The organism is Pseudomonas sp. 2957 (assembly GCF_031456345.1).
Taxonomy (GTDB): domain Bacteria; phylum Pseudomonadota; class Gammaproteobacteria; order Pseudomonadales; family Pseudomonadaceae; genus Aquipseudomonas; species Aquipseudomonas siliginis.
Window position 1 is genome coordinate 321,021 of record NZ_JAVDUL010000004.1, and the last position, 17,211, is coordinate 338,231.

14 protein-coding genes are annotated in these 17,211 nt (G+C 54.2%); 13 read left to right on the forward strand and 1 reads right to left on the reverse strand.

Features of this window, described 5'->3' with window-relative positions:
- Positions 1-14 precede the first annotated feature (14 nt).
- From J2Y39_RS16070 to J2Y39_RS16120, 11 genes are all read left to right on the forward strand, one after another.
- Complete coding sequence (locus tag J2Y39_RS16070; protein ID WP_310218738.1) at positions 15-3,164, forward strand: hypothetical protein; 3,150 nt, start codon at positions 15-17, stop codon at positions 3,162-3,164.
- On the forward strand, positions 3,139-3,720 hold the full coding sequence (locus tag J2Y39_RS16075; protein WP_136493193.1) for a hypothetical protein: 582 nt from the start codon (positions 3,139-3,141) through the stop codon (positions 3,718-3,720). The genes J2Y39_RS16070 and J2Y39_RS16075 overlap by 26 nt, the downstream gene beginning before the upstream one ends.
- Before the next feature lie 458 nt (positions 3,721-4,178).
- On the forward strand, positions 4,179-5,573 hold the full coding sequence (locus J2Y39_RS16080) for a TIGR01777 family oxidoreductase (RefSeq protein WP_310218740.1): 1,395 nt from the start codon (positions 4,179-4,181) through the stop codon (positions 5,571-5,573).
- 9 nt (positions 5,574-5,582) lie between these two features.
- A complete protein-coding gene (locus J2Y39_RS16085) occupies positions 5,583-8,033 on the forward strand; it encodes an alpha/beta fold hydrolase (protein ID WP_310218742.1) in 2,451 nt (816 codons plus the stop codon).
- Positions 8,030-8,758, forward strand: a complete 729-nt coding sequence (locus J2Y39_RS16090) for a hypothetical protein (protein ID WP_150637142.1) — start codon at positions 8,030-8,032, stop codon at positions 8,756-8,758. Before J2Y39_RS16085 ends, J2Y39_RS16090 begins: the two co-directional genes overlap by 4 nt.
- A gap of 88 nt (positions 8,759-8,846) precedes the next feature.
- A complete protein-coding gene (locus J2Y39_RS16095; RefSeq protein WP_191636995.1) occupies positions 8,847-9,302 on the forward strand; it encodes a hypothetical protein in 456 nt (151 codons plus the stop codon).
- 4 nt (positions 9,303-9,306) lie between these two features.
- Positions 9,307-10,170, forward strand: coding sequence for a type IV pilus biogenesis/stability protein PilW (locus J2Y39_RS16100; protein ID WP_150637138.1), 864 nt, complete (start codon positions 9,307-9,309; stop codon positions 10,168-10,170).
- Between the two features lie 2 nt (positions 10,171-10,172).
- Positions 10,173-10,931 (forward strand): lysozyme inhibitor LprI family protein, encoded by a 759-nt coding sequence (locus J2Y39_RS16105; protein WP_310218744.1) that lies wholly within the window; start codon positions 10,173-10,175, stop codon positions 10,929-10,931.
- A 58-nt stretch (positions 10,932-10,989) separates the two neighbouring features.
- Entirely contained in the window at positions 10,990-12,078 is a 1,089-nt protein-coding gene (locus J2Y39_RS16110) for a tetratricopeptide repeat protein (RefSeq protein ID WP_310218746.1), read from the forward strand.
- Positions 12,075-12,674: a lysozyme inhibitor LprI family protein gene (locus J2Y39_RS16115; protein WP_122880295.1), complete on the forward strand. Its 600-nt coding sequence runs from the start codon at positions 12,075-12,077 to the stop codon at positions 12,672-12,674. Before J2Y39_RS16110 ends, J2Y39_RS16115 begins: the two co-directional genes overlap by 4 nt.
- 146 nt (positions 12,675-12,820) lie before the next feature.
- Positions 12,821-12,982, forward strand: a complete 162-nt coding sequence (locus tag J2Y39_RS16120; protein ID WP_163012154.1) for a hypothetical protein — start codon at positions 12,821-12,823, stop codon at positions 12,980-12,982.
- A 116-nt stretch (positions 12,983-13,098) separates the two neighbouring features.
- Here the strand turns inward: J2Y39_RS16120 and J2Y39_RS16125 are convergent, their stop codons facing one another.
- Positions 13,099-13,470, reverse strand: a complete 372-nt coding sequence (locus tag J2Y39_RS16125) for a DUF6124 family protein (protein ID WP_252868473.1) — start codon at positions 13,468-13,470, stop codon at positions 13,099-13,101.
- A 584-nt stretch (positions 13,471-14,054) separates the two neighbouring features.
- Between J2Y39_RS16125 and J2Y39_RS16130 the strand changes: the two genes are divergently transcribed.
- Together J2Y39_RS16130 and J2Y39_RS16135 are read left to right on the forward strand one after the other, a co-directional pair.
- On the forward strand, positions 14,055-14,438 hold the full coding sequence (locus J2Y39_RS16130) for a hypothetical protein (protein ID WP_056790828.1): 384 nt from the start codon (positions 14,055-14,057) through the stop codon (positions 14,436-14,438).
- Between the two features lie 188 nt (positions 14,439-14,626).
- Positions 14,627-17,191 (forward strand): hypothetical protein, encoded by a 2,565-nt coding sequence (locus tag J2Y39_RS16135; protein WP_310218749.1) that lies wholly within the window; start codon positions 14,627-14,629, stop codon positions 17,189-17,191.
- Positions 17,192-17,211: the final 20 nt, after the last annotated feature.

Genomic DNA, 17,211 nt, shown 5'->3' on the forward strand with positions numbered 1-17,211 from the left:
TGCAGGAAGCAGAAATGACAGAGCCACTAGATTTATCAAGTAACTATACGAGTGCTAACTATAGATATAAGGAAGGAGGAGATGGTTTCGTCGTAGAAAATGGCAAAAAAATCGTCGATTGCTCTCATATGGTAAACCTGTTGCTCACAGGCGCTGGATATCAAGTTCCTTACCAGAATACGGCGGGGCTAAATAGTGCAGCCGCACTTCAATACTATGATGTAATTAGTCCTGCTAATGTGAGGCGAGGAGATATCGTACTCTGGATTAACGTAATCTCTAATCGAGATAATAAAACGCTAAATCATACGGGTATCGTAGAGCACTATGATAGTACGCTGGACTCTCAATATGGTGAGTTTTTTGGGGCGCAAAGCTCTGGTCCAGCTACTGCAAAGTTTGGTGCCTATAGCAAAGCATATTTTTGGCCAGTCCCTACAAAATTTCTAAGGGTTAAGGAATCGACTCGGACGGGGGAAGGATCCGCACCTGCGCCCGCACCTGCACCTGCACCTGCACCGGTAGAATCTACACCATTAATGAATTTTCAGTACCCGTTTAGAAAAGCGGACGGATCGCAATTTAAGGATGCTGAAGAAATCTTTAAAGCACTTGAGAGTGAAAGCTCAGGTAACTTTTTACTTGGGAATCATGGATTTTGGCATGGCGGTATTCATATCACGCATAAGACTGCTCCGCAGTGTGTGAGAGATGAACCTATTCGTTGTATTGGAGATGGTGTCGTCGTAGCCTATCGGTTGAATGAGGATTATTTAAAGACTGAGTTTGAAGGTTCGAGTACTACAGAGGAATTGAAGTACTCAAATTCATTCTGCCTTGTCAAGCACGACTATAAATCACCACCTAATAAAGAGGTCGTGCCCAATACTAGTAATGAACTCGTATTTTATAGCCTGTATATGCATTTGCTACCATACCAGAGGTACGCGGATGAACCAGAACAGACGGGCCATCAGAAAATAAAGATGATCGCAAGTGGGTTTAAAGCTCGAAGCGATGTTGCTGGTGCGACTGGCTGCATCGAATACGGTTCGATTTCTGCTGGAACTCAAATTGAAATACTTGAAGAGCACTCTGATCACATCCACGCGAAAGGCAAACTAATTAAAGGTACAGTAGGTGGACGCACGCCAGGACAGGATTTCTGGTTCGCCTACAAGCAAAACGGTGTTGCATACCCAAGAGGTGATGGCAGTGCGAGCTGGAAAGCAATAACTGCACCGGAGCGAAAGAAGCCAGATTATTGGAAGGGCAAGGTCAGAGCTATAGTTACCGGCTCTGGGCTTACCTTAAGGGTAGCCCCCTCACCGCAGAGTAACGGCGCTTTAGCTGGGGCTGCAATGAGACAGGTAAATAGTCTGGGGCAAAACGAAGATTTAGTACTTTGTACAAATAGCGTAATAGAATTTGATAGTGGGAAAGTTTTTAGCCTGAAGATTGGCTCTAAGTCATACAAAATGGCGGAATGTTGCTTCGTGCCAAGTACTTCTGGCACTGCAACCGGTTTGAAAAGCCATTCCACTCCTGTCCCAGCAACTTTTTGGGCTTGTGTTGAAAAGCCTTATGTTCAACTGCTTGGATTGATTCCTACGGAGTTTGACAAGGTCGTAGCTATGGATACGGCAATTAAGGCAGGTGACGTAATCGGCTTTCTTGGTTTAAATGAAACATTGGCAGGTCCTGATGGAGGGGTTTCGAGAAGTTATCAAGTCCATGTGGAAATTTTTTCGGCAGATCCGAGAATTGAGGATTTCTTGAAAAACAAGGCAGCAGTGAAGCAAGGAAAGCAATACTTGCACTTGCCAGCGAATACAACTTTGAAAAGTAAGCCCCCTCTAACTGGGGTTGTGACAATTTCGAATGAAACCTTTGTGGAGCTTGGGAAAACTGTTATCTATAAGGACCCTGAAGAGTGGTACGAAGTAACCGTAGTTGATGAATCAGAAAGCAAATCGGGTTTGCTCAAAAAAGAAGGGGCGGAGCTTATTGCTCAGCACGACTGGGAAAAACTAGGCTTTCGCGTCGTTAAGGAATCAAATTCAAATTCTGATGGTTTTCTGGATCCTGATAATATGCCAGAATTCTTCCAGACCTTATATAACGACTTGGATCGATTTGGTAACAGAGATCAAAAAGTCACTCCCGAAGATTTCCCGATTGCACTCAAGAATATTGAGTTCAGGGATCATTGGTCAAAGCTCATTGCATATCACCCTACGGAGTGGAAATCTAAGTCGGACTCTTCCAAATGGGCGCGGCTGGATACATTGCTGGAGAATTACCCATCTGTTCTAAATCACGAAAAAGAACGAATAGATAGTTTAATATTTTGGGATGATTCAGTTATACAGTCTAAAGGCTTAGGTGATGGCGTTTTATGGCATTTTCATCCAATTGCATTTCTTGGTAATCAGATCGGTAGTCGCGGAAAAATAAAGATCACCGTCGAGATGTTAAAAAGGGTATTTGAAGGACTAAAAAATACCTCCGAACAAGATGTCTTATTGGCGGAAGTTGCCACCCAGCTAAATGAAAACTGTGAAAGATATAAATTAGATACTCCGTTGAGGTTGAGTCACTTTTTTGCTCAGGTAAGGCAGGAAATTGGATCGAAGTGCGCGGTGGTAGAGGACTTTACCTATGGAGTGCCTGGCCTAAAGGGTACATTTAAGTATTTTAGGGATCACCCTGATGAAGCAACACTTTATGGATATCCAGGATCTAATAAATATGTGTCTCACGAAAATCAGATCGCGATAGCGAATCGAGCATATGGCGGGAAATTAGGTAACGGCAATATATCGTCTGGTGAGGGGTGGAAATATCGTGGTAGAGGTCTTAAACATTTAACGGGTAAAGCAAACTATCAAGCCTTTAAGGATTATCATAAAACGTTCTGGGATGAAGAAGTTGATTTTGTTGGTCAGCCGGATATCTTGCATACACAGTTTAAATACTCTGTTCGTTCGGGTGTTTATTTCTGGCTTAAAAACAATATTTTTGTAGAAGCGGATAAGGGTGATGCGGACGAAAACGTAGATGCTGTTACTCGTATTATTAACAGAGATACTGATAGTTATGATGAACGTCGGAAGCATTTCCAGAGGATATATAAAAATGAAAAAATATTTGAAACTGTCTAAAATTCGTTGCATTTTTGCGATGGTCATAAGCTTGGTCGTATCCAATGTGTTAGCAGATGCGGCACCTACATTGAGTGAGTTTCATCCAGCGGTCGTGGCTTCAGTAGGAGAAAAAAAGATTGCAGTGTTCTTTTTAAAAAATAGTCTGAAAAAACTGGTGAACGGAGAGTATGTTGCTGACGCCGAAATATATTATTCTCCGATTGGTTCAGATAAAACATTTTTCAAATATGTTTGGAAAGTTGAGGGTGATCAAATTGCCTCCGTCTTCTTCTACGATTGGAAATCTCCGGAGCGACGCGGTAAATCAATGTATGTCTTGGTGAAGAGCAAGCTGTCTGACTCCGCGTTTGATGGTTTTTCGTATTCAGTCATGGAGCTTCCGCTCAGGGTCGATGGTGAAAACGCTTCATTGCTCTATTTCACAGGTGACCCATCTGATCCAGCTTTGGAAAACTGCAAGGATGGAAAGGACTTAGTTTCTGGAGCGAAGGTGGTTTGCAGTTATAAAGACGCTGCAAGTATTAAAAAATATTTTACCGCGCAGGATAAATGAAATTTCGAAGTCGCATGGGGGTTCGGCTTTGTTAGTTTCGTGCGATGGCTATTTTATCGTTGAGCATGAGTAAATCTGCCCCGTTTGGGTGAAATGGAGACATGGGTGAAATGGGGACAGTGAAATGGGGGCAGACCACGATTTTAGCAATTACCCGAAAAACGCGGTCTGTCCCTTTTTTCTTTTATGGTCTGTCCTCTTTTTCTTTTAGCCTGTTATCAAATGGCGGCTGACAAAGGTGACCAGTTGGGCGTCTTCAACGTGGGGCGATTGGGATCGTCAGCCACGGCGCCGATCAAAGCCAGCCACTGCATTTGAATTTCGAGGGGCTGTTTGAGGCGGTTTTTGCAAAAGTTTTGTCTGAATCCCTCACGCTAAAACGTTTAACGCTTGAGCATCTGACGACCGCGATTTTCCTTTAAACTCCCCACCCCCAAGGAACGCGCTCAGGACACGGAATGCCAGCCTCTTCTTCCTCGCTTCGCCCAGCGTTGGTGCTTTGGCTATATGCCGCTGCGATCACGCATATCCTCGCCGGTCTTACCCTGACCTGGGCCGGTGACTCCGGCTTGCTCGATGGCTACCTGCAAGTCCTCGAACTGTCGTTCTGGGGTGCCGATGCGGTTCCCACCGCCGGCCGCGAACAACAAGTCTGGTGGCTCGCGCTGTTCGGCGCGACGTTGCAAAGTTATTCGCTGTACATGTTCGCGCTGGTGCACTTGGGCAATCGCTTGAAAGCTCCGGCCATCTGGGGCTGGTTGATCGCCGGCATCCTGTTATGGGCGCCGCAGGACATGTGGCTCTCGGCGCAACAGCAGGTCTGGTCGCACGTGTGGCTCGACGGTTTTGCGTTGCTGGTTTTACTGCCACCGTTGTTTTGGCTGTATCGGCATGACCGCCGAAACTCCCCTTCAGTAAAGACTCCGAGCCAATCCAACCCGTTTGCCGGCGGCGCTTTCAAGCGTGTGCTGATCACTGGCGGCACCGGGTTTATCGGTGAAGCCTTGGTCAACCAACTGCTAGACGCCGGCCATTCGGTCAGCGTCCTAACGCGCGATCCGTTGGACGCGGCCAACCTGTTCAACGGCCGCGCTCGCTGTGTGCATTCGTTCAGCGAGCTCAGCCACGACGAAGCCTTTGACGTAGTGATCAATCTCGCCGGCGCCCCTGTCGCCGGCCCGCGCTGGACTCCCAAACGTCAGGCGCAACTGCTCGCCAGTCGAGTCGGCACCACCGAAGCGTTGATAACCTGGCTGAAACACACCAAGCACAAACCAACGCTATGGATTCAAGCATCAGCCATCGGTTTCTACGGCGTGCGCGATGCCAGCGAAAGCCTCGACGAACACGCCAGCAAGGGCGATGGCTTCATGGCCGAACTCTGCGCGCGTTGGGAAGCCGCCGCGCAACCGGCCACCGAGTTTGGCGTGCGTCAGGTGGTGCTGCGTCTCGGTGTGGTGTTCGGCCCGGGCGGTGCGTTGACGCCGCTGCTGATGCCGTTACGCCTGGGTTTCGGCGGGCGCATGGGCGACGGTCGGCAGATCATGAGCTGGGTGCATCGCGACGATGTGCTTCAGGTGATCGCGCGGGCTTTCAACGACGACACTCTACGTGGCATCTACAACATGGTCGCGCCCGAAACGGTCAGTCAGGCCGCGTTCGCCGAGCAGGTCGGCAAGGTCCTCAAGCGCCCGGTGTGGTTGCACATTCCCGCCGCGCCAGTGCGTGCATTGGCGGGGGAGATGGCGCAGTTGTTCTTCGACGGTCAGCGCGTGGTGCCGCAGCGTTTGACCGAGGCCGGCTACACATTCCGTTATCCAACTCTCGACGCTGCTCTGCGCGATCTGACCTGAGGATCGTCCATGAGCAAACCCTTGATGTATCTGCTGGCCGGCAACGGCAGCGCTGCCGATTGGTGGGATGACGCGCTGCCGCACTTCCAGCGCTACGAAGTCGTGCCGCTGGAGTTGCCGGGCTTCGGCGCGAATCCGCAGCCGCCTTGCGAGGATCTGGCGGACTACGCGCAGACTTTGTTGGCGATGACGCAGAAGGGCAGCGCGATCATGGCGGTCGGGGTCAATGCCTTGCTGGTGCTGCACGCGTTGCAACGTCGGCCCGGGCACTTTTCCCGCAGTGTTCTGTTGGCGCCGGTTGGGGCATTTTTGTGGCAGCGGCGCTTGCCGGCACTGATGTCGCCGCTGCCGATCCGCAAGACCATCCACTGGCTGCTGTCGAACAAGCCCACGCTGTTCGCGCGCAAGTTTTCCAACCAGACCTGGACGCCTGCGCAGTACCAGCGCATGGGCGCCGGTTATGCGCGCTGCCGTGCGTTTGTGCCGCACTGGGATCTGATTCGCGCCGATACCGCGTTGCCACTGCTGGAGTGGATCACCGATCCGGTCGAGCTGGTCTGGGGCGATCAGGACGCGGTGCTCGGCATCGAGCAAGCGGCGGCGTGGTCGGCGATTCTCGCCCGCGCAGATCTGACCATCAGCCTCAAACCCGGTTGGGGTCATTACCCGTGGATCGACTCGCCCGCGCAGTTCGCGCAGTGGCTGGAGTCGGGCGAGCGCGGGTTTGTCGCGCACACCAAGGGCGGGCGTTTGCGCTTGGCTGAACTGGCGGGGCAAGCGGTACCGGCAGCACTGACGCTCAACGATTGCAGCGATCCGCGCCTGCCGGCATTTCTCGCTGCTCAACCTGATGTGACCTGGGCGGTGCGCTCCTCCAGTTATGGCGAGGATCAGGCCGATTCGGCGAATGCCGGTTTGAGCACGACTTATCTGCGCGAGCCGACCGCCAATGTGCCGAAACGCATCGCCGAACTGACGGCCGAGGGCGTCGAGGAAGTGGTGGTGCAGCGCTTCATCACGCCGGTCGTTTCCGGCATCGCTTTCGTGCGCCATCTCTCGGTAGAACTTGAGTGGGTGGAAGGCCATCTCGAATCGCTGGCCGACGGTCACGTCAGCCCCTCGCGGGCAACGCTTTCGCGGCTCGGCGATGCCTGGCGCAGCGGCACGTTCACGCCGTCCCACGGTTTGACCGAAGACCTGCTCTGGCGCTTTTTGCAAGACGTACTGCGCGTGTTCCACTACGTGCCCGGCGATGTCGAATGGGCCTGGGACGGCTCACAACTGTGGCTGCTGCAATACCGGCCGATCAGCGATTACGGCTGGCGCCGGCACCTGACCGCCGCCAACATCGCCGAGATCCTGCCGCCGCAACCGAGCGTGCTGGTGGAATACGTTCAGCGCCGCGCGGCAGCGAGTATCCCTGCGATCATGGCGCGTTGGGATGCGCGGGTGTTGCAGGACAACGAGCCGTTCACCGCCGTGTTCGGCGGCGCGTCCTATATCAACAATGATCTGTTTCTTGCCCGGCTGGCCGACTGGGGCATCAGCGCCGCTAACTACGCCGGTGAAGTCGGCGGCGCGACTCCGCATCTGCCGTGGCAACCGCTCAAAATGCTGCGTTCGTTGCCGCTGTTTTTGCGCATGCAACGCAGCGCTCGCAGCCATTTGCTGAACCTTGAAAACGGCTTGCAGCGCTTCGATCGGGAACTGGCCGAACTCGTCGCCCAGAGTGCCGATGGCCAACAACTCGCGGACTGGTTCACCCGGTTTTACGTGTTCGTGGTGCAAGGCAATCTGTGCATCGCCACAGCGCTGGCGAGCAGCGGCGGTGATTGGCTGGGCCGCCCGCCAACCGCTTACGACAACCTTGAAAACAGTCCGCATCGATTGCCGTGGGAAACCGATCCGGCCACCCCTCGGCCCGCGTCGAGCGATCTGCCGCTACAGCCATTCCCGCAATGGTCAGGGCTGATCCGCCTAGCGCATTCGACCGGCCTGCCGGGCCTGCGCGGTTACTACCTGCAAGTGCGCGAGTGGTATCGCGACAACCTGATGCGCATCTTCTTCCGTCTGCACCACGCCATGCCGCTGGCGGATCGCGAGCACTGGTTCGCACCGCATCCGGACGTGCGCACCCGCGACGGCAGCTTCTGGCAGGACGGTCGCGAAGGTGCTGAGCAGGCCACCGGGTTCATGATTTATCCGGGGCAGGTGCAGGGCATTCTGGGCGAGGATATTTTGCTCGAAGACACCCTCGATCCGGGGCGACATGCGCACTATCAAACAGCGAGAGCGGTGATTGCGCGGATGGGTGGGCGCTTGTCGCATGGCTCGACGTTGCTGCGTGAGTTGCGAAAGCCGTCGGCGGTGATGCCACAGGTTGATCCGGCGTGGGTGGGGTGTGAGGTGTTATATCGCGATGGTGAGTTGGAATTGATCAATTCGAAGGATGTGACGTGAAACTACGATGCCTCCGCGAATTGATCATTGGTCTGGTCGTGCTTTTACAGATGGGTTATGTGACCGCCGCAGCTGCTGTGTTGGTCGGTAACGAACCCGGTCAGTCGCCGGTTGCCCAAGGCCCGACCGAGACAGTTGTCGACATGGGGTCGTGTCGGTTTTCCATGCCGTTGCTGCAGGACCAATGGTTGAAGTTCAACGACTTCTATTCGATTTTTGTCGCGGCCAAACAACTGCCAAAACCGTCCAGCGCTCCCAGCCTGTGGCAAGCGCAGACTTCGAGTGGTGCCGACTGGCACTTCGAGAAACACGGCGACCTGAGCCAGCCGTGGTTTGGTTTGATGTGTGAAAACTCGGAGTACTTTTCGCTTCTCACCGACTGGAAACCCCCGGTAGACGATGCGTTTGCGGTGCAAGTCCTGCGTGACGACAACGACCGCAGGTGTCCGGCGACCCTTACCGATCAGGGCTGGGTGCCCAATTCGCTGGCCGGTCGTGCGAACACCTACACCTTCGAGCAATGGGGCGGGGAGAGTTCTTCGGGTTTCATCTTCGGTTTCCACGACAAGTCACGACGGCACATTACCCGCATCGCTTTTTGCTTGCTGAGGGGCAAAGACGTGCTGATCGGCTCGGCGGAATCGGGTTCATCCACCCCGTTGGCGATCAGCAACGAAGGATTCGAACAAATCAAGAAAGCGGTGCGCGGCATTGCCTTCGAATGAACATCCCCAAAATGCATTACGTCGACGGAGCTACAGCGTGAAAGGATTTTCGGTTCTTCTCGGCAGCCTGTTATTGGTTGCCGCATCCATGGCATTCGCTGCCGATCCAACCTTCAAGGATTACACCGTCACGCCAGTTTTCACCGGCCCCAACCATAAGCTGGTGCCGCAAGAAAACAGCAGCCCAATGATGGATCAGGCACGGGTGCAAGCCCTGAAAGGCAAGGTCAACTTCGCCGGCCATTACATCCTGCACAGGCTCGGCTGTGGCGGCAGCGCCATTTGCGGCGAAGTGATGGACGCTCAGACTGGGGAAGTCGTTGGCGGTCTACCGAATGCTTACGACGGCAGCACGTTCGGCATGGTTTTCCAGCCCGACAGCAGCTTGATTATCGTGTCCGGCATCACGCTCGACGGCGAAGAAGATGCGCAGGGGAATGCTTTGGAGAGCGGCAACCGGGATCGTTACTACGAGTTTGTGAGCAACGAATTCCGGCTGCTGAGCATGACCGACGTTGAATCGTCGCCGATGGATGAGGAGTGAGTGGATGAACCGTCTTCTCGCGGGCAGTCTTAAGTGGTTGATGATTGTCATGAGCCTGTCAGCTTCAGCCAATGCCTTGTCTGAAAATATTCAGATCGTGGGGGTTGGCGGGCACTTAGTGACGCTGAAGGACAAGACATGGGGCAGGCCTGCTGCGGAGTCGGCGGTTGCCTCGTTTACCGCCAATGGAAAAACGTTTCCCCTCTATGTACCCGCGGTGGGTACTGAGACGCATGAGGCTTGGTTAAGTCCCGACAAGAAAACATTGCTCCTCCTTCAGACACTGTATGGCGTTGTCATTGGCCAGGAGGGTGAAGAAATCCCGACAGAGGAAACTGGTTGCGGGGTCATTTCAATGGAGACCGGTTGCGTGCTCAGTCAGCCGGCAGCCAGGTTTTGCTACGGCAAGTGGAAGGGCAATCGGTGGACTTCCGGGGAAGAGGATGCGCCTGACCTCGTCATGCAGACGCCGTCTCCAAAGGACTTATTGAAGCAGGTCTCAAATATTGAGATGCCACAATCTCGCGTGGAAGAACTCGCATTCAATCTTCGCACTATAAGTCCAGAGTCCTATATGGCTTGTCACCCACCGTCGCGCAATGTTCAAGCGTTCAACGACCTGGCTTTCTACTTGGCCGAGGGCGGTAGAGATGAGCTAGCGCTGAAGTTTTATCGCGGCGTTGAGGCCGTTGGTAAACGGACGGTGCTGATGTTGAACATTGCCGACTCGCTCTGGCGCCTTGATCGCAAAGATGAAGCGCAGCGCTATTACAGCCAGTACCGCGACGCGATGAGCGCCGATGGCAAGGCGCAGAAAATACCTCAACGTGTCGTTGAGCGATCCGTCATTCAGGGAATGAAAAATTGAACATGTTTGCGCGTTTTATCGCGTTGTCCTTTGGATGCCTGTTTGCCTCTTTTGCGATGGCCGAGGACGACTGCAAAGAAATCACCGTTAGCGCCCAGGTTGATCGGTGTGTGGAGGCAGCTCGCAAAGAAGCCGACACGCAACTCAATGCCAGCTACAAGAAACTGCTGGGACGGTTTGAGGCTCAACAGCGGCGCGACCCTGAGCAGGGTAAGGCGCTGGTCGCCATGGCCAGAGAATCCCAGCGCGCCTGGATCAAGCTACGCGACACCACGTGCCCGCTTGAAGCCACGGAAATCGAGCCTGGGGTGGCAGCGCATGTCACGACGATCAGCAACTGCATGGCCAGAATAAGTCTGGAGCGTGCGGCCTACCTGGACACAATCGTCGCTGATGAGCCGGGTAATGTGGTCGATCTCAACAAGGTGTACCTGTCCGGCTCTCAGCGCTTCGGCGATGTCGTGGCACGTTATGTCAGCACCTTTGGCAGCCCATGCCTGACGGTCCAGATACTGGCGCCCAACGGCGGTTGGAGAGTGCTGTCCTCCAAGCGGTTTTGCAGTTTCGAGGGCAAGGCATTTTGGACGGACTATGCCGATGGCGGGTTTGAGGATCATGCGTTTGCCGATGATGGATTGCACGTGACGCTCAGGTTGACGGAGCTTCGTGGGCTCGGAGAGAAGCGCCTCGCTTGTGTGATTCCGATCAAGAACGAGCAAATCAAAGAGCTGAGATGCGGCGCGCCTGAAGCCGGTGCCTAATCGGGGCTCAATTGGGACGTATTTGGACATCATTTGATTGAATCAAGGATTGAAGAAAGTGACACGCGTATTGCAGAGCGTTCTCTGCGCTCTAACTTGTTGTCTCGCTGTACCAGGTTCTCCCGCGCTTGCTGCGCCCCAAGTCCTCAAGGAAATTCCGGCAAGCTTGCTGGGTGATGCATCACGGCAAAACGTATTTGTTCTGGCAGGAGATGCGGACGAGGCCTCCAACCGGTTGTTGATCGCGCCGGTGCAGGCACGTAATGAGGAAATTTTGCTCGATTCGTCGAAGGCGCTGCCTCTGATCAAAAGTCAGTACTCATCTGCGCTTCAGGGTGTATTCAGCGTCCATGTACTTAAAGGTCGCCCCGGCGTCATGACTGTCATTGATCCGCAGGCTGAGGAAGCTGTCGTCAAGCAGCCGTTCGTTGAGGAAGGGGATTACATCGCGCTGGTAACCAGTGAAGAAGATAACGCGGTTTACAACTTCAACCTGTTGTTCGCCTTCAACAAAGGTTCAAAGCAGTTTGAGCTAAAGCAAATATTGCAGTTGGTTAACAACGAGTATTGCGATCGCTCGCTCATCAGCGTGGCGGAGTTGCCGGTGCGGACATTGGGCTCTATCACTCTGGCGTCCTTCGATGGGTTCGAGGCTCTTCAAAAGCTGCGGGCTGCGAACATTAGCGGGCCTCAGGGTGGTTATAAAAAACTCATGACTGTCTATTCGGCGGACCTGCTGGATACGGCGCTGGCGGCGTATCGGAAGGGTGACAGCAGCTCTTTCAAAAGAGTGATGAGTGAGGCACTGATGGGCGATGATTCACATGGCGCGTGCTCTCCTGAGAGTTATATCACCGGAAAGTACTACTTCCGACAGCATCCTGGCTGGTCCAACGACCTCGGTTTTCTGCTCGGCGAGGCGGGTTACTACGCTGAGTCGATTGAACTGTTGAATGCTGTAATTGCACATAACCCAGAGCGGACGGTGGCTTACCTGAATCTCGCCGATAGCTATTGGGGTATGAACGATAAAGAGCGAGCGGTGCCGGCGTACAAGCAATACGCATCGCGTATGTCGGAAGCGGGAAAGGCGTCGAAGATTCCTGCGCGGGTAGCTGAGCGCAGTGTTGGCGGATCCGAATCATGATCAAACTCAAGACGTTCTTTGAGCTGATCGCGGGTGTTTTTTTGGCTGCTTCGCTGGTTCCAGCGCATGCGCAGGAAGCCTGCAATCCTGACAGCTTTACCAATCGCGATTTGATCATCTGCGGTCAGCAGACTTTCGAGAAAGTCGATGCAATGCTGAATGAGCAATATAAGAAAGCGCTGGTCAGTTTGGCGCCTGCGGAAAAGATGCAACTCAAAGAAGTGCAGAAGAAATGGGTGCGCTTCAAAGAAGGATTTTGCGAGGAGATCTATCAAGGCACGTTCCCGGGTGCCGAAGCGCCGATTGATAGGCTTGGGTGTCTGGTGCAAACAACCAACGCACGTTTGGGAGAGTTGATTGCTCTGCAAACCGGGTTACCGCTGGACGGTTTTTACAAAGCCGCCACGGCCATGGCTGGGCAGGACCGGGAAAAAGGTTTGGCGACTTCGATGGAGCGATTGGGTGGAGCCGCCTTCGACGATCCGCTTTGGAAACAATACGCTGATGGGCACTGCGAAATGGCTGGTCGGCTGTTTCGTGAAGACTTTGCTTATTGCATTGTTCGTATGCGTTTTCAGTTGCCTATGAATCGTTGATGCAATGATTGGTTTAAAAGCGTTTCCTGCGTTTTGTTTACCTGCCCGCTGACAGAAAAGGACTCAATATTCCCTTGTAGTTGACTTGTTATTGGGGGAGCCGCGCCTCTAATATCCGGTCAAAGCGCGATATCCGCAGGGTCTCTATGAAAAAGTCCAAACATGAACCCAAGCCTATGATGGCTGCTCGGTTCCAGGCTGAAGCTCGTGAAGTTTTGGCCAAGCGCTCTGGTAAGCGCAGCCGCTTTCTGGATGTTGCGTTGGCCAAAGGTTCTGATTTTGAGCCAGTCGGTCGACTGGCTGGTTGAAGGTTTTCGGATTCTCAATAAAGCTGCCGTGATTGGCAGTTTTTTTTGTGCCTGGATTTTTACAGACAGTTGCAGAAAGGGGACTTAACGTCCCCTTTTTTCATCCTCAAATCTCGCTACGGCTTGGCCGCCACGCTTCGCACTTCAATCTGGTCGAGCGTCCCTTCCACCATCAGTCGCACCCCGTCCGCCATTCGGCTCAGGGCCAGTGCCACCGAGCGGCGTGAGCCGTGCAGATCGTCAGCCAGGTCGCAGGCGATGACGCTGATGGACAGCAGGTCTTCGGAGGCGTTGGCCATGAGGGCTTCGGCATCGGTGCCGGGGGAGAGTTTAAAGAGGCCGGTTTCGCGCTTGGGGTGTGGTTCGGTGGGCGGTTTGAAATGGTGGTCGAGGGCGCGTTCGGCGGCTTCGTGGAATTTCTTCGATTCCAGAGATTCGTAGGGCGATATGTCCGGGATTTCCGGGGGGTTGGGTGTTGGTTTCTTCATTCGGTCTTACTCCAGTTTCAGGAGCTGGCACCGTTTCGCTCGCACTTCGAAAGGGGTGGCAGCTGTGCATAGGTGTGCAAGACCGGTGGAGTCACCCGGCAGACCCGAAGGCCTCCCATACACAGCAGCCATAACGATCCGCGAGCATAGGAAAACGCTCGGCGAATTGCCATAACCAATGTGTACTCCCGCCGGACTTGCACGTCCGTATCGCCGGTTTAGCGGCGACACACACAGCCTATCCCTAGCGCACCAACTCGCCTAGTTCACGGACAGCCCCGCACTTCGCAGGAAATTTCCCATGGATTCGCGGGCCGGAAGATCAAAAGATCGCAGGCTTCGCCAACTCCTACAGGGATGTGTTTCAACAGGTGTAGGAAAGGTGAGCGGTGAGACGCGGAGCGTCTCGGGATGCGTTTCCACGCGTAGCGGGGGAACGATCAGGGGTGAACGTAGAATCGTGACTTGGCGGTCATCGTGCGGGAAATGGTCTGCATCCTCTTCCAACAGCTTCAGATACTGGCGTTATCGTCCGAATCCCTTACACTGCCCCGGCCGTTCATTTTCCTTTTGAGGCTGTGCGCATGAAATTTCGTTTTCTCCTGTGGATGATGGGTTTGTTGATGGGTAAGGCCAGCCGGACAAATCCTGCGTTCCAGCAGCAGTTGGGTGACAAGGATCTGGTGTTTCAGCTGCAGACGCTGGACGGGAAAGTGGCGCGGCATTTCGTGGTCAAGGATCAGCGCATCACCAGCAAGTCTGGCGTGGTGCCGGAGCCGGCGTTTGCGATTGCGTTTAAAGACGCGGGTTATGGCTTTGCCACGATGCAGGCGAAGAACAAGCAGTTGGCGTTTATGCAGGGGATTCAGGACAAGTCGATCCAGCTCAAGGGCAACCCGGCGCTGGTGATGTGGTTTCAGGGGTTGATGAAGTATTTGAAGCCGAGGAAGGCAAAGGCCAAGGCTTGAGATTTTTTTGGGTTGGCTTCAAGCGAAGCACAATGAAGAATCGTGCGTTCTTTGGCTCGCAAAGTCTTTATTCAGGCCTGTAAAGACGGTCGAACTGTCATTTCTGTCAGGTGCTTTGCTCATCTTCGCGATGCTCTACTCAAGCTCCGGTCCCGTAAAGGACGCCACGCACTTGATGGAGCAAGAACATGACTCAGGCTCAGGACTTGACCACGCCAGGTACCCCCGATCCCTCTTTTGCCCTGAATGGTTTATTGAAATTACCGATACCGGGCATTGCGAGCCATGAGGCTGCGGCCGTTTTGGCCCTTCCCGACGGGAAGTTGCTGGTCGCTCTTCCTCTGGAAGGAAGTGACGCGCTGCTGGCCATCGCCCGATTGAACGAAGACGGTACGCTCGACAAGTCCTTCGGAAGTCATGAGACGGGTTTCGTCGAGATATCTTTGAACGGCGCTAGCATCAGCACCGTGTTTGGGCTCGATGCGTTGCGGGACGGCGGCTGGCTGGTGCGCGTTCAATACTTCACACAGAAGGCCGTCGATGCCGGCCAAGCAATGATCCGCTTGAAAGGCGACGGTGAGCTGGACGATTCGTTCGGCGATAAAGGCGTGAGTTTATTTTCTTTCTACAAGATCCCGGGCTCCACGCTTGCGTCGTCGGCAGGGGCGAAGTCAAGCCAAAAGTCCCCCGCTACAAATGCCTCTACCGTCTCTGCAGTTCAGCAGGCCGATGGCAAAATCGTCCTGCTCCATTTCCTGCTGATCGATGAGCCATGGCCATCGCCCGTCGTGATGCGTCTTTTGGCGAACGGCTCGCTCGATCCATCATTTGACGGCGCGGGGTACGTCTTGGTGGATGTCGGTGCCACCTCGAACACCGCCGGCGCTATCGCTGTTCAAGCCGATGGCAAAGTATTGGTTTGCGGCGTTTTTCAGAGTGGTGAGACAGCCTCCGGAGTTTTTCTGGCACGTTTGGACGTAGCGGGGAAGCTGGATAAGGATTTCAACAACGGCCAGGCGAAGCTGATTTTCGACGAGGATGGCGAGAGCTCTTTGAACGCTGTTTCGGTGCGCGAAAGTGATGGCAGGATCGTTGCGGTGGGTGACGCCTGGCAAAAGAACGTCCATGGCGGGTTGGTGGTTGTGCTGAACGCCAGTGGAGCATCCAATCTTGTATTCAATAATGGCCAGCCTCTGTTTTCCCCGTTACTGCCAGACGGATTGACGTGGCGGCATACATCACAGCTCGACGGCTCGATCATTGTCGTTGGAGCCGGTGATTCCGCGGTAATTACCGCGCGCTTTCTCGCAGACGGCAAGCTGGACACGGCCTTCAACGGTATTGGCTATACGCTCTTCGATAACGTAGCGGGGCCAGTGTTTCCTCATGATCTGGCAATCATGGAGGACGGTCGGATAGTGGTGTCCATGACCCACACCAGCCTTTCTGACCCTTCCCGGGTGGATGGTTGGATCACTCGCTATCTAAGCGCAAACCTGACGAGTGGCACGCTGAATTTTGATCCGTCTTTTGGCGAAAACGGCATTGTCAGATTTCCGCTTGGAGGATTGTCTGAGTTTGACGTAAGAGCGGTATTGGCTCTGCCGGACAACAAGTTGCTGGTGGCTGTTCGTCGACGCAAGGATGGCCTGGAAACGCTGATCGCCCGGCTTCTGGAGGACGGCCAACTAGACCTCGGTTTTGGTGAAGAAAAGACCGGATTCGTCGAGATTTCACTCAAGGACGGTTTGTATATGCACTCGATGCTCGAGTTGACGCCGTTCCCGGATGGCGGTTGGCTCGTTCGTGCCGAGTACCAGAACAATGGGCCTGATGTTTCTGCCGGGCTGGTTGTCGTGAAACAAGACAAAGATGGACGGCTGGATCACAACTTTGCTGACCAGGGTGTGCGTTACATTCCTTATGGGCAGATGGGGAGCGCGGGTCATGGCGACAATGTCTTGCGGCAAGACGAGAAAATCCTGCTGGTCGGCTCCGTCGAAGACGACACTGGCCGTGTGAGCGGCATCGTCATGCGGCTCAATGCGGATGGCTCCGACGACACCACGTTCAATGGCACGGGTTTCGCGCTTGTCGAGCTCGCTGGCATTGCATACCAACACAGTTCTGCGCAGCTGGTCGTGCATCAACCTGACGGCGCTGTGGTGGTTGGTGGCAGCTATAGCGGGCCATCTTCGGGCGCTTACGTCATTCGATTCGACGCTAACGGCAAGATCGACAGGGAGTTTGGCGAGAGCGGTAACGGAGTCGTGATCATCTCTGGTGAGGATGAGATCCACCTGTCCGCCATTTCAATTGTGGATAGCAAGATTGTTCTTGCAGGGGCTGCCGTAAGGGACGGTGGCATGCGTGGAGTGATTGCGGTCCTCACGTCCAAAGGCTCCTACAATCTCGTATTCAATAATGGTAAACCGTTGTTATCCGACTTCGTCCCGCAAGGTTTGAGATGGTTGCGCTGTGTAGCGCGACCTGACGGTTCAATCGTCGTCAGCGGCGACACCGGAATCGGAGTCACCGACGATGATCCGAGTGCGATCACGGCGAAGTTTTTGGCGGACGGAACACCGGACCTGTCATTCAACGGCACAGGGTTCAGCATCTTCGACGAGGCCGGGGTCCTGGAGGCTCTTCATGACATGACGGTACTGGGGGACGGCCGAATTGTAGTGGGAGGGTATTTCATTGGAAGCTTCCCGAATCCGCAGGGCTGGGTGATTCGGTACCGCGGTTGATTACGCCAATAATCAACAGT